Origin of the sequence: Yinghuangia soli (genome assembly GCF_021502675.1) — a bacterium.
GTDB classification, from domain to species: Bacteria; Actinomycetota; Actinomycetes; order Streptomycetales; family Streptomycetaceae; genus Yinghuangia; species Yinghuangia soli.
Window position 1 is genome coordinate 102,838 of record NZ_JAKFHA010000023.1, and the last position, 12,458, is coordinate 115,295.

Below are 12,458 nucleotides of genomic sequence, written 5' to 3' on the forward strand. Positions count from 1 at the left end.
CGGGCCTGCCGAACCAGCCGCCGCACCGTGTGGGGCTCTGCCCTGGTGCGACGGCGTCGCTCGGCGTAACGTCATTGCCCGACCAGCATCGGAGCATGCCAAAAGGCGTGCCGGACAAGGGTGGTGGCCGTGGTGGGGGTGGTTCCGCACAGCCGCGACGACGAGGCCGACCATCGCGGCCTGCTGCGCGGCGACGAGCAGACGCTCGGCCGGCTGTACGACGCCTATGCGGACTTCGTGTTCGGCGTGGCGCTGGGGGTGACCCGCGAGGAGTCCTCGGCCGAGGACATCACGTGCGAGGTCTTCGTCGCGCTGTGGGAGCGTCCCTACGACTACGACCCGGCGCAATGGTCCCTGGGCGCCTGGCTGGTGGCCGGCGCGCACCGGCGCGCGGTGGTCCGGCGGGGCGCCGCGCAGACGGCGCAATCCGCACGGGCGGCCGGCTCCGAATCCGTTGGCAAGGACAGCACAGCCAGCACGGACAGCACGGCCGGATTCGCCGCGGACGGCGCCGTCGCCGCGACGCTGGCCGGGCTGGCGCCCGAACTGCGCGACGTGGTCGAACTGGCCTACTTCCAGGGCCTGACGTACCGCGAGGTGGCCGCGAAGCTCGGCCTCGGCGAGACGGTCGTCGCGGAGCGCGTGCGCAACGGGCTGTGGGCGTGGGCGGACGACACCGCGCCGACCGGCGGCCGAGCGGCCGCCGAGGACGACGGGACGGGGGCGACGACATGAACGCGCTGCCGGCCGCACTGCGCGACCGGGTCATGGGCGAAGCGGTACGCCGCCGCCCGCCCGCCGTGCAGACCGGCCCCCACGCACGCGCCTACGCGCACGCGGTGGCGAGCCTCGACGCGATGCTGCGCAGCCTCACCGCCGACGAGTGGGCGCTCCCGGTACGGCACGACTGGGACGTGCAGCGGACCGTGGTCCACCTGATGGCCGGCGACGGTGCGCTGTGCGCGGCGGCGCGGGTGCCCGAGGCGGTCCCGCTGCCGCGCTACGAGGGCTTGTTCGCCGAGGCGGACATCCCCGGCAGCCCGGGCGCGGGCTGGGCGGGCCGCAGCACCTACGTGCTGTCCCGGCACTCCGGCCGCCCCTTCCGGATGAGCTGGCACGCCTGGCGCGCCCAGTCCCGCAGCCTGCTGGGCTGCCCGGCCGCCCGGGACCGCGACGAGACCGCGATCGAGTACGCGGGCCGCCGCATGAGCCTGGCGGACGCGTTCCTCGCCCGCGGCTTCGAGACGTGGCTGCACGGCGACGACATCGGGCGCGCGGTCGGCCGGCCGATGCCCGAGCCCGCCGACGAGTCGATGGCGCTGCTGGTCGGCCTGGGCCTGGCCATGCTCTCCAAGGCCGACCTGCCGGCCCAGACCCGGCTCGCGCTCACCGGCCCGGGGGCTGCGGACGCCCGGCTCGGCGTCGGCCCGGTGGCCGCGGAACTCACGATGAGCACCTCGGACTTCTGCCGGCTTCTCGGCGGCAACCGGCGGGCGGACGAGATCGCCGTGCGGGCGGACGGCGACGCGGACGCGGCGGAGCAGGCCCTGGCGGCGATCGCCGCGATGGCGATCCTGTGAGGGAGTGACGCGGCCGCTGCTTGCGTCGGCGTGACCGGCCCTCTCGTACCGCGAGAGGGGTTACGCACTTCCGAGTGCCTTCTTATGCCCGCGGGTCCGGGAATCCACCATGGAGTCATCGCCGAACGATCACCTGATCGCCTTCGGCGGCTCCGGCACCCGAGCGTGCCGCCTGCCCGGCCGGTGCATCGCAAAGCCGGGTGGGCCCGCCGTCCCGAAACCCTGAAGGAACCGTCATGCTCAGTGCATTCGAGGTGCTCACCATCGTGGTCGTCGGGCTGATGGTGGGGGTGGAATGCTCCGTCGTGTTCGTCATGAAGCCGATCCTCGACGCCCTGCCCGGCGATGCCGGCCAGCTCGGCCACGCGCACGGCGGCCGGATGCTCGGCGCGGCCATGCCGGTCTGGTACATCGGCTCGCTTGCCCTCAGCGCCGTCTGGGCCGTCGCCCGATGGGACGAGCAGGGCACCGGCCTCGTCGTCACCGCCGCCGCACTCCTGGTCCTCAGCGTGGCCATGTCGCTTCTGCTGCTCGTCCCGATCAACAACCGGAACAAGACGTGGACCCCCGAGAACCGGCCCGCGGACTGGAAGCAGCAGCTGAACCGCTGGGAACGCTGGCACTACGCCCGCATCGCCGTCATCACCGGCGCCTTCGCCCTGCTGGCGGCCGCGCTCGCCTAATGCGACGCCAGATAGGCGTTCGCCTTCTCCTCGGCGTAGAACCACGACTCGAAGTCCGCCGGTTCGTCGAACCCGTTCGCGAAGCGGTCGGCCACCGGCTGGAGTTGGCCGGCCGCGCCGAGCAGGTTCAGGACGTGCGGGGGCGGCGGGGCCAGCATGGCGTTGGTCCACTTGGTGACCGGCGCGACCACCGACCAGAAGTCCTCGAACGTCTGCTCCATCCAAGCCCGGTCGAACGGCTGCGTGCCCCGCGCCTCGATCGCCGCCAGATAGCCTGCCGCGCACTTCGCCGCATTGTTCGAACCCTGGCCGGTGATCGGGTCGTTCGCGACCACCACGTCCGCGACGCCCAGCACCAGCCCGCCGGAGGCGAGTTCGACCACCGGCTTGCGGACCGTCGGTGCGTAGCGGCCCGCCAGCGTGGCGCCCTCGTCGGCCAACTGCACGCCGTTCGCCGCCCGTTCGTACTCCCACGGGACGAACTGCTTCATCAGCGCAAGGGTCAGCTCCAGGTGCGCCTCCGGCTCGCGCACGCCCTGGAACGCGTCCAGCGGCCCGCCGGGGACGCCCTCGAAGAAGAAGATGTCGCACGGGCCCGACAGCGTCAGTGCCGGCATCACGAACAGCTCGCCCACCCCCGGCACCAAATTGCAGCGCACTGCGGGGAAGTCGTGCTCCGGGCGCGGCGCGAGGCCTTCCACGTACGCCACCGCGAGCGACCGCATCGGCTTGTCGTACGGCGAGCGCGCCGGGTCCCGGTCGAACATCCCGGCCAGCGGGCCCTTGCCCGCCGCCAGCAGCACCAGGTCGTAGCGGCCGGCGTACCAGTCCAGGTCGGAGACCGACACCGGGTGCACCACCAGGTTGCCGCCGCGCCCGGTGAAGAGGTCCAGCCACGCGGCCATCTTGACCCGCTGGTCCACGGACTGCGCGGGGGCGTCCAGGTGCCCGACCCAGTCGATCGGACGGCTGCCGTCCGGCCCCGCGACCGAGACCCCGAGCCCGTCGACGCGCGGCGCCCGGTCGTCCCACAGGTTCAGGCCCAGGTCGCGTTCGTGCGCGAGGGCCTTGCCGAACATGCACTGGGTGGACAAGACCCGCCCGGTCCGGATCTCCTCGGCGGTGCGGTCCGACACCACCGTCACCTCGTAGCCCCGGGACTGGAGCCCCAGGGCGAGCATGAGGCCGGCCTGCCCGGCGCCGACTATCAGGACTTTGCGCACGACGAACTCGCCTCCGTGGACTGGCAAGGATCAAGAGAACCGCAGGGGACCGCAAGAAGATGCACCGCAAGAAGATGGACCGCACGGGGAAACGCGGCTGCAGGGGCCGCGTCCGGTCAGCGGGTGGCCATCTGCAGCGCGTGCATCACGAGCGTGGCCAGCGCGTTCGCGGAGCTCTGCCGGTCGCGGGCGTCGCACGCGATCAGCGGCGTCTCCGGGCGCAGCGACAGCGCGTCGCGCAGGTCCTGCACCGGGTACACCGGGGCGCCGTCGAAGGTGTTGATCGCGACCACGAACGGCATTCCGCTGCGCTCGAAGTAGTCGACGGCCGGGAAGCACTCCTCGATGCGCCGGGTGTCCACGAGCACGACCGCTCCGACCGCGCCGCGCACCAGGTCGTCCCACATGAACTGGAAGCGCCCCTGGCCCGGTGTGCCGAACAGGTAGAGCACCAGGTCCGATTCCAGGGTGACGCGGCCGAAGTCCAGCGCGACCGTGGTGGTGACCTTGTCGGGCAGCCCGTCGAGCCGGTCGGTCGCCTCGCTCATCACCGTCATGACCGACTCGGTGGTGAGCGGTTCGATCTCCGACACCGAACCGACCAGCGTGGTCTTGCCGACCCCGAAGCCGCCGGACACCACGATCTTGGTCGAGGTGATCGGCGGCATGCCGTCCGCGGCCCGGCGGGGCGCCGGGACGGCGAGCGGAGGTACGGAACGTCCGGCCGTACCGGGGTCAGAGTCTGCGTAGTCCACCCAGCAGCCTTTCGAGCAGTGCGCGGTCGGGTCCGTCGCCGTCGCCGGCGGTCTGGTAGACGCTGATGCGGCCTTGGTTGGCCAGGTCGCCGATGAGCACCCGGACGACGCCGAGCGGGAGGTCGAGCAGGGCGGACACTTCGGCGACGGAGCGTACGCCACGGCAGAGTTCGATGATCGCGCGGACCTCGGGCATGTCGCTGCGGCCGGTCTCCAGGCGGGCCACGTCGACCACGCCGGCGGCCGCATCGGCCTCGTCGCAGTCGAGCGTGGTGACCAGGGTCTCCACCGACAGGACGTGGCTGTACCGGGTGCGCCCCCGGGTCAGTGCGTAGGGCCGCACGCGCGCGGAGCGGCCTCCGACCGTGCTGCGTCCCCCGTCGTCAGCGGCCATGGCGTTCTACCTCCCTGGTTCGGTGCCCGGTTCGTGGCTGCGGTGGAGCTCGGCGCGGAGGGCCGGGGTCAGGACATGCCCGGCCCTGCGGACGAATGCTGTCATCTGATAGGCGATGACGGCCAGATCCGACGTGCCCGCGGCATGCACGCCGAGGCAGGAACCGTCGCTGATGGACATCGCGACGACGTGCCCCTCGCTCATCGTGACGATCTCCTGGCGCACCTCGCCCAGCCCCATCACCCGGGCCGCGCCCTGCGCGAGGCTCACCAGGCCGGACACGATCGCGCCGAGGCGCTCACCGCCGGCCTCGGTGTTGTTGCCGCCGGCCGAGGCCAGCAGCAGCCCGTCCGACGAGACGAGGACGACTTGCCGGATGCCGGGGACGTCCTGGGCCAGCCCGTCCACCAGCCACTTCACGTGGACGACGGCGGTGTCCTGTGCGGTCACCGGTTCTCACCTCCGGGTGCCGGTGCGGCGGCGGATGTCCTGCTGCCTGCGGAATCGACGGGTTCGACGGGTGCAGCGGTCTCGAGGGGTGCAGCAGTCTCGAGGGGTGCGGCGGAGTCCGGGAGCGCGGCGGCGGGATCCGGTGCGGATCCCGGTGGTGCGGCAGGCCCGGGGGCAGCGGCGTCGGCGGGCAGCACGGGCATCACCCGGGTCACCGCGTCGGCGCCGTCCTCCTCGGCCGCTTGCCGGGCGGCCGTGCTGCCCATCTGGAATCCGCTGAGCCTACGCCGCAGTTCCTCGGCCGCGATAGGCCCGCTGTCGCGTACCGAAGCGGGGTTCGCGGGGGCTGCGGCGCCGGCCGGACCGGCGGCGCCGGGGGACAGTCCAGGGGCTGCCCCGGAGACGCCTGCCGCGTCCGTGCGCGGGAGGCGCTTGGGCAGGCCCGCGCTGGTGATCCCGATCGGCGAGCCGTGCACCGGGGTGTCGTCGCGGTACGGGGCGGGCGGGGCGGATGCCGACGCCAGGGCCGCGGCCGCGGTGGCGCCGCGGCGTACCCCGGCACCGCGGCGCGGCAGCAGCGGAGGGGCCTCCGGGGCGGGTTCGGGGGGCGGGGCGGGCGCTTCGCGGCGGGTGAGCGGGGGTGCATCTGCGTCCGGCGCATCGATTCGGCCGACGGACTCGTTCTCGCGGGCCGGGGCGTGACCGCCCCGCCGCGGCAGCGAGGGGAGAGCCGTACTCGTGGCGCCCGCGGCCTCCACCGGCTCGGCAGGGGCTGCCCCGCCGCGGCGGGGCAAGGTGCCCGCGCCTGCTGCCGGGTTGCCCTGCGGGACGAACGGGACGGCCTCGTCGCCGTCCACCTGGCCGTACGCGGTCAGCGCGGCGAGCAGCCGGGTCGCATTGAGGTCGTCCAGCGTCTCCGCACGCGGCTGCACTTGCGGCTGCGGCTGCGGCTGCGGCTGAGGGGCGGAGGCCGGAACCGGCTCCGCGGATGCTGCGGCGTGCCGGCCCGGAGTGCGGGTCGGTGCGGCCGGCTCGGCCGCGGCGGACCGGTCGCCGTGGGCCGGGGCGTCCGCATCGGACACCGGGCGTATCGGCTCGCGCCGGGGCAGGGGCGGCAGTTCCGCGGCTTCGGGCGCTGCGGCGTCCGCGGCCGCCGCAGCGCCGGGTATCTCGGCGGCTGCGGGCGTCTCGGTGGCCGCGACCGGTGCCGCCGCGTCCACCGGTGCCGGTTCGGCGGGTCCCTGGGCGGCCGGGGTGGCCGTCAGGGCGGCCTTCTGCCGGACCCGGGCCAGCGCGGCCTGCTCGCGGGTGAGTTCGCGTTCGCGGGTGATCTCGGTCGGCGTGGGGCCCGGGCCGTGGATGAGGGACACCGGGAGCATCACGATCGCGGCGAGGCCGCCCTCGCGGCGCGGGCGCAGCTGCACGCGCACGCCGTGGCGTACCGCGAGCGCGCCGACCACGAAGACGCCGAGGCCGGCGAGGTCCGAGGCGCCCGCGGCGGCACGGCCGCCCTGGAGCTGGGCGTTCAGCTCGGGCAGCCGGTCCGGCGCGACACCGAAGCCCTCGTCCTCGACGGTCAGCAGGATGCCGCGGTTCTCCAGCGTGCGGCCGGCGATGGTGACGCGCGTGCCGGGCGGCGAGTACGCCGCCGCGTTCTCCAGGAGTTCGGCCAGCAGGTGGCTGATGTCGTCGGCGGTGTGCCCGGCCATCTCGGCCCGGGGGATGTGGCCGATGTCGATGCGCTCGTAGAACTCGATCTCGGACACCGCGGCGCGTACGACGTCGAGGAGCGTGCCGGGCGGGCGGTGCCCGTGGTGCTCGTCGGCGTCCGCGAGCACCAGGACGTTCTCGCTGTTGCGCCGCATGCGGGTGGCGAGGTGGTCCAGCCGGAACAGGTCTTCCAGGCGCTGAGCGTTCTCCTCGGTGCGCTCCAGCTTCTCGATCAGGTCCAGCTGGCGCTCGACCAGGGTCAGCGAGCGCATCGAAAGGTTCACGAAGGATTCCTGCATGCGTTCGCGCAGCAGGTCGTCCTCGGCGATCAGGAGCTGCTGGCGGCGCGTCAGGTCGGCGATCTCGCCGCCCCGGCGGTCCAGCTCCTCGGTGAGCCGGCGCTGCGCCTCGTCGCGGCGCGCGATCTCGGCCTGGAGTGCGGCCATGTGGTCGCCGACGAAACGGCGCTGCAGGGCCGCGGAGACGACCCCGATGATGCCGGACGGGACGTAGAAGAGCGCGACGATGCCCGCGTGCAGGTGCGCACCGTCCGAGACCAGGGTCAGGATCGAGATGACCGCAGCGGTCAGGCCGAGTACGCCGGCCGCGGTCGCGGTCGCCACCGCGGGCCCGCTGACGGGCGTGATCCGCTTGTCGGGCAGGCCGCCTGACAGCAGGTCAGGATCGGCTCCCGGGCTGCTGCGGCCCCGCTGTCCCCCGGCCATTTTCGTCCCCTCCCGAAACATGGCTAGCGATCCTATCCTCACACTTCTCGGGCGGATGGTCCCGGTTCCAACAACTCCTTTGGCAATGTTGCCAGTACGCAACCGTATGCAAAGCCGCAAAACGCGAAGCCCCGTCCGGGACAAGCCGGACGGGGCTTCGCATTCGTACGCGTGAGCCGCGTGACGGGACGCAGTATCAGACGTCGCGCGACTTGATCAGCGTGGCCGCACCGACCAGCGCGGCGGCGGCGTAGCAGGCCATCAGGATCATGCCGGGCCACGGGCCGAGGCCGCCGCCCAAGTCCGCGTCGTCGGCCGGCGCGATCATCTTGATCAGCAGCATCATCGGCGAGTAGTCCACGACCCAGTCGCCGAACTTGCCCGGGATGAAGCCGCCGAAGATGGACGGCACCAGCATGATGCCGAGCACGGTCGTGATGGCGCCCGCGGAGTGCCGCAGCATCGTGCCGACGCCCAGCGCGAACAGGCCGATCAGGGCCAGGTAGGTCGCCGAGCCCACGACGCCCTTGACGACCTCCTTGCCGCTCGACGAGCCCGCCACGTCACTCGCGACCACCGCATCGCAGACGAGGTACGCGAGGTAGCACGCCACCAGGCCGACCACGAACATCAGCGTGCCGAACACGACCGACTTGGCCGCCAGCACCGTGATGCGGCGCGGGTACGCGGTCAGCGTGGAGCGGATCATGCCGGTGGTGTACTCGGCCGAGATGGTGAGCACGCCCAGCGTCGCCGCCGCGATCTGCGCGATCATCACGCCGATCAGCGCGAGGGAGACGCTCGGGTCCGGGTTCCCGGAGCCGTCGTTGTCGGACACCGTCGCACCGAGCAGCGCGGCCAGACCGACGATGAGCACGACCATCACGAGCAGCGACCACATCGTGGAGCGGACCGTGCGGATCTTCGTCCATTCGGACTGCAGCATGCGGGTGAAGTGCAGGCTGCCGGTCGGGGCCTGCTGGTAGAGCCCCTGCGCGGGCACGGCGCCGGCGCCATGCGGGGCCTGGCCGTTCGGCTGCCACTGCGGTGCTCCGCCGGGCTGCCCGTTCGCGCCCGGTGCGGCGTTCGGCGGTGCGGCGTACGCGTGGCCGTTGGCCGCGGCACCCTGGTGCACGCCTGCGGGGACCGGCTGCGGCGGCTGGTTGGGCGGCTGGTTCGGCTGCTGAGGCTGAGGGGTGGGGGTGGCCATGGCTCAGGCCTCGCTTCCGTGGGTCGGGGCCTGCTGGGCCGGCGCGGGCGGCGCCTGCGGCGGGAACGGCTGCCCGCCGGGCCCGGGCGGCGGCGCCCAGCCCTGCGGCTGCTGCTGACCCCAGCCCGGGGCGCCCTGCGGCTGCCCCCAGCCCGGCTGCGGCTGCCCCCAGCCCTGCGGGGCGCCGGGCGCACCCGGACCGCCGGGCAGGCCCGCGCGGTACTCGACCGCACCCTGGGTGAGCCGCATGTAGACCTCTTCGAGGGAGGCGAAGCGCGGCGAGAGTTCGTGCAGGCGGATGCCGTGCTCGGCGGCCATGTCGCCGATCGCGGCCGGCTCGGGACCGGTCACGCGCAGCGCACCGCTGTCGCCTTCCGGAGTCACCGTGCCGCCCTTCGCGGTGACCAGCTTGGTCAGCTGGTCGGCCTGCGGGGAGCGGACCACCGTGTACGCCTGGGAGTTGCGCTCGATGAAGTCGCGCATCGAGGTGTCGGCGATCAGCCGGCCCTGCCCGATGACGATCAGGTGGTCGGCGGTCACCTCCATCTCGCTCATCAGGTGGCTGGACACGAAGACCGTGCGGCCTTCGGCGGCCAGCGCCTTCATCAGGTTGCGGATCCAGAGGATGCCCTCCGGGTCCAGGCCGTTGACCGGCTCGTCGAACATCAGGATCCCGGGGTCGCCGAGCAGCGCCGACGCGATGCCGAGGCGCTGCCCCATGCCCAGCGAGAAGCCCTTGGTGCGCTTCTTCGCGACCGCGGTGATGCCGACCATGTTGAGCACGTCGTCGACGCGGCGGCGCGGGATGCCGTTGCTCTGCGCGAGGCACAGCAGGTGGTTGTAGGCGCTGCGGCCGCCGTGCATGGCCTTCGCGTCCAGCAGCGCACCGACCTCGCGCAGCGGCGCCGACAAGTACTCGTACGGACGCCCGTTGACCAGGACGTTCCCCGCGGTGGGGGAGTCGAGGCCGAGGATCATGCGCATCGTCGTGGACTTGCCCGCACCGTTCGGGCCGAGGAACCCGGTGACCGTGCCGGGCCGGACCTGGAAGGAGAGCTGATCCACCGCCAGCTTGTTGCCGTACCTCTTCGTCAAGCCTTGGGCTTCGATCATCGCGTCCTCGTCGGGCATCGGCGGTCATTCGGAAGTGCCACGACGCCGGATATCGACGGAAAATCCGATATCGGGCGTCGTGGTCGTCGGCACCCACTGTAGAGAACCGGGGACATCGCTACGTCTCTCGGAGGACTGGATCGGCGACCTTCCCAAGGTCGAGGGAAGTCCCTTGTCTCATCCTTGCGGTGTAGGGGGGCGCCCCGACTCAGACCTTGTCCTGACGGGGTGTGACCACCTCGCGGATGATGAGAAGTACCGCCGCGGCCACCGGTATGGCGAGCAGCGCGCCGGTGACGCCGAGCAGCGCGGCGCCTATGAGCGCGGCGATCACGGTCAGCGCGGGCGGCACGTTGATGACGCGCTTCATGACCTTGGGGTAGACCAGGTAGTTCTCGAACTGCTGGTAGCAGACGTAGAAGATGATGCAGATCAGCGCCTTGCCGGGGGAGTCGAAGAACGCCACCGCGGAGACCACGACCGCGCCGATCGTGGCACCGATCATCGGGATCAGGTCGGTGAGCGCCACGATCAGCGCCAGCGGCAGCGCGTACTCCAGGTCGATCACGGTCAGGAACACGAACGACGAGACGCCCGCGCATGTGGCCACCAGCAGCATGCCGTTCACGTAGCCGCCGATGCCGCCGATGATCTCGTTGCCCAGTGCTCGGACGCGCGGGCGGCGGCTCGCCGGGAAGAGCCGGTAGATCGCTTCCTTGATGCCGGGCAGCGAACCGAGGAAGTACAGCGTCAGGCACAGCACGGTCAGGGTGTCGAACACCGAGTTCAGGATCAGCTTCCCGAAGCCCAGCAGGCCGCCCGCGACGGATTCCGCGGTATTGGCGCTGGCCGCCGCCTCCTTGGCCTTCTCGATGATGTCGTATTTCTCGTCGAGCTTCTTGAACTGCTCGTTGTGCAGGAGTTCGGTGAGCTTGTCGGGAATGCTGTTGATCAGATCCGTGGTCTGCTCGGCGAGCGGTTGGGCTATCGCGGTGATGAACCCCGCGATCACCAACAGGAATCCGAGACCGACGGTGACCACGGCCCATTTGCGCGGCAGTCCCACGCGCTGCAGGCGCTCCACGAACGGATTCAGTCCGGCGGCCAGGAAGAAAGAGATCGCGACCAGGACGATGACGTCCTTGATCCCGGTGAACGCCTGCGCCAGGAACCACGCGGTGATCAGCCCGAGGCCGCCGAAGAAGCCCACGTAGAACGGCGAGGAGCGGCGCAGCGGCCGCCCGGGCTCGCCGAACCTCGGGGCCGGGATGGACGGGTCGATCCAGTCGTAGACCGGCGCGGGCGCAGGGCCGGGTACGGGTGCGGCGCCGGCCGCCGGGGCGGCGGGGCCGGCGGACTTGCCCGCCGGGGCCGCGCCGGGTGCGGCGGAGGCCGGCGGCGCGGACGTCGTGCGGTCCGCAGCGCCGGCCGCGGTGCCCCCGTTCGTGTCCGACGCGTCTGCCGCGTCCGACGTGTCTGCCGTGGTGTCGGTGCTCACCGGCGAGACTCTAGAGGGAAAAGCGATGCGGCCGTTCCGAAAATCCGGAACGGCCGCTTCCGCAAAGGTGCCCGGCGATCCGCCCGGCGGGTGCTCAGCGGGTCTGCTGGGCCGGCACGCCGGTCAGCTTGTCGTCGTCGTCCCCGACTCCGCCGGCCGCCGCGACCGCGGCACCCGTCAGCGTCGCGAGCATCTCGCGCACGTTGGTCAGCTGCGCGTTGATGCTGTCCCGGCGGTGCGTCAGCGCGGCGAGCTCGCGCTCGGACTCGCTGCGGATGCGGTCCGCCTTGGCGCGCGCGTCCGCGACGATGTCGTCGGCCTGGCGCTGCGCGGTCTCGATGGTCTGACGCGAGCGGCGCTCGGCGTCGGTGCGCAGCTTCTCGGCCTCCAGGCGCAGCTGCTCGGCCCGGTGCTCGACCTCGGACAGGCGCTTCTCGGCCTTGGCCTGACGGGCCGCCAGGTCGCGCTCGGACTGCTCGCGGCGCTTGGCCAGGTTGGTCTCGAAGTCGGCAGCGGCCTGGGCGGCCTTGGCGCGCGTCTCCTCGAAGAGCGCGTCCGCCTCCTCGCGCTTGGTCGCGGCGTCCTTGGACGCCTCGGCGCGCAGCTGCGCGGAGTCGGCCTTCGCCTTGTCGAGGATGCGGGCGCCCTCGTCCTCGGCCTTGGCCTTGCGCTCCTTGCCGTACTGCTCGGCCTCGGCCCGCACCTGCTGCGCGGCCGCCTCGGCCAGCTCGCGGTGCTGGTCGGCCGCGCGGCGGGCCTCCTCGCGCAGGTCCTTGGCCTCTTCCTCGGCCAGCCGCAGGATCTTCTCGACGCGGGCGCCGAGCCCGGCGTACGACGGCTCGGCGTCGGCGAGCTGGGCCTGCACGTTCTGGCTTTCGAGGTGCAGTTCCTCGATGCGCTTCTCCAGAGCGGAGATGCGGGCCAACGCGCTGTCCCGGTCAGAGACGAGCTTCGTGATGCGATCGTCGACCTGCGAACGCTCGTACCCTCGGCGGACGAGATCGAAGCCGTGCGGAGAGTTTGTGTCGCTCATGGGGTTCCTGTCGTATGACCGGTGCTGTGGATGAGGTGACGGGTGGAATCCTGGCACGAAACAGACGGCTCATCGACCTGCGCT

12 protein-coding genes are annotated in these 12,458 nt (G+C 72.3%); 3 read left to right on the forward strand and 9 right to left on the reverse strand.

Annotated features, from left to right (window positions below):
- Positions 1-129: 129 nt before the first annotated feature.
- From LZ495_RS29900 to LZ495_RS29910, 3 genes are all read left to right on the forward strand, one after another.
- Positions 130-735 carry a sigma-70 family RNA polymerase sigma factor gene (locus LZ495_RS29900; RefSeq protein ID WP_235056067.1) on the forward strand — a complete coding sequence of 202 codons (606 nt, stop codon included), beginning with the start codon at positions 130-132 and terminating at the stop codon, positions 733-735.
- Complete coding sequence (locus LZ495_RS29905; protein WP_235056068.1) at positions 732-1,580, forward strand: maleylpyruvate isomerase mycothiol-dependent enzyme family protein; 849 nt, start codon at positions 732-734, stop codon at positions 1,578-1,580. Before LZ495_RS29900 ends, LZ495_RS29905 begins: the two co-directional genes overlap by 4 nt.
- A 236-nt stretch (positions 1,581-1,816) precedes the next feature.
- Positions 1,817-2,263, forward strand: coding sequence for an anthrone oxygenase family protein (locus tag LZ495_RS29910; RefSeq protein WP_235056069.1), 447 nt, complete (start codon positions 1,817-1,819; stop codon positions 2,261-2,263).
- Here the strand turns inward: LZ495_RS29910 and LZ495_RS29915 are convergent.
- The 9 genes from LZ495_RS29915 to LZ495_RS29955 form a co-directional block, all read right to left on the reverse strand.
- Complete coding sequence (locus LZ495_RS29915; RefSeq protein ID WP_235056086.1) at positions 2,260-3,486, reverse strand: styrene monooxygenase/indole monooxygenase family protein; 1,227 nt, start codon at positions 3,484-3,486, stop codon at positions 2,260-2,262. The genes LZ495_RS29910 and LZ495_RS29915 overlap by 4 nt on opposite strands.
- A gap of 116 nt (positions 3,487-3,602) precedes the next feature.
- On the reverse strand, positions 3,603-4,241 hold the full coding sequence (locus LZ495_RS29920; RefSeq protein ID WP_372498665.1) for a GTP-binding protein: 639 nt from the start codon (positions 4,239-4,241) through the stop codon (positions 3,603-3,605).
- Positions 4,222-4,635, reverse strand: coding sequence for a DUF742 domain-containing protein (locus tag LZ495_RS29925; protein WP_235056070.1), 414 nt, complete (start codon positions 4,633-4,635; stop codon positions 4,222-4,224). The genes LZ495_RS29920 and LZ495_RS29925 overlap by 20 nt, the downstream gene beginning before the upstream one ends.
- A 6-nt stretch (positions 4,636-4,641) precedes the next feature.
- Positions 4,642-5,085, reverse strand: a complete 444-nt coding sequence (locus tag LZ495_RS29930) for a roadblock/LC7 domain-containing protein (RefSeq protein ID WP_235056071.1) — start codon at positions 5,083-5,085, stop codon at positions 4,642-4,644.
- On the reverse strand, positions 5,082-7,520 hold the full coding sequence (locus tag LZ495_RS29935; RefSeq protein ID WP_235056072.1) for a sensor histidine kinase: 2,439 nt from the start codon (positions 7,518-7,520) through the stop codon (positions 5,082-5,084). The genes LZ495_RS29930 and LZ495_RS29935 overlap by 4 nt, the downstream gene beginning before the upstream one ends.
- A gap of 196 nt (positions 7,521-7,716) precedes the next feature.
- Positions 7,717-8,730: an ABC-2 transporter permease family protein gene (locus LZ495_RS29940; protein ID WP_235056073.1), complete on the reverse strand. Its 1,014-nt coding sequence runs from the start codon at positions 8,728-8,730 to the stop codon at positions 7,717-7,719.
- Between the two features lie 3 nt (positions 8,731-8,733).
- Positions 8,734-9,861 carry an ABC transporter ATP-binding protein gene (locus LZ495_RS29945; protein ID WP_372498666.1) on the reverse strand — a complete coding sequence of 376 codons (1,128 nt, stop codon included), beginning with the start codon at positions 9,859-9,861 and terminating at the stop codon, positions 8,734-8,736.
- Between the two features lie 190 nt (positions 9,862-10,051).
- The gene (locus tag LZ495_RS29950; protein WP_235056074.1) at positions 10,052-11,341 is read right to left on the reverse strand and encodes an AI-2E family transporter; all 1,290 of its coding nucleotides are present in this window, start codon (positions 11,339-11,341) and stop codon (positions 10,052-10,054) included.
- A gap of 94 nt (positions 11,342-11,435) precedes the next feature.
- A complete protein-coding gene (locus tag LZ495_RS29955) occupies positions 11,436-12,374 on the reverse strand; it encodes a coiled-coil domain-containing protein (RefSeq protein WP_235056075.1) in 939 nt (312 codons plus the stop codon).
- Between the last annotated feature and the right edge of the window lie 84 nt (positions 12,375-12,458).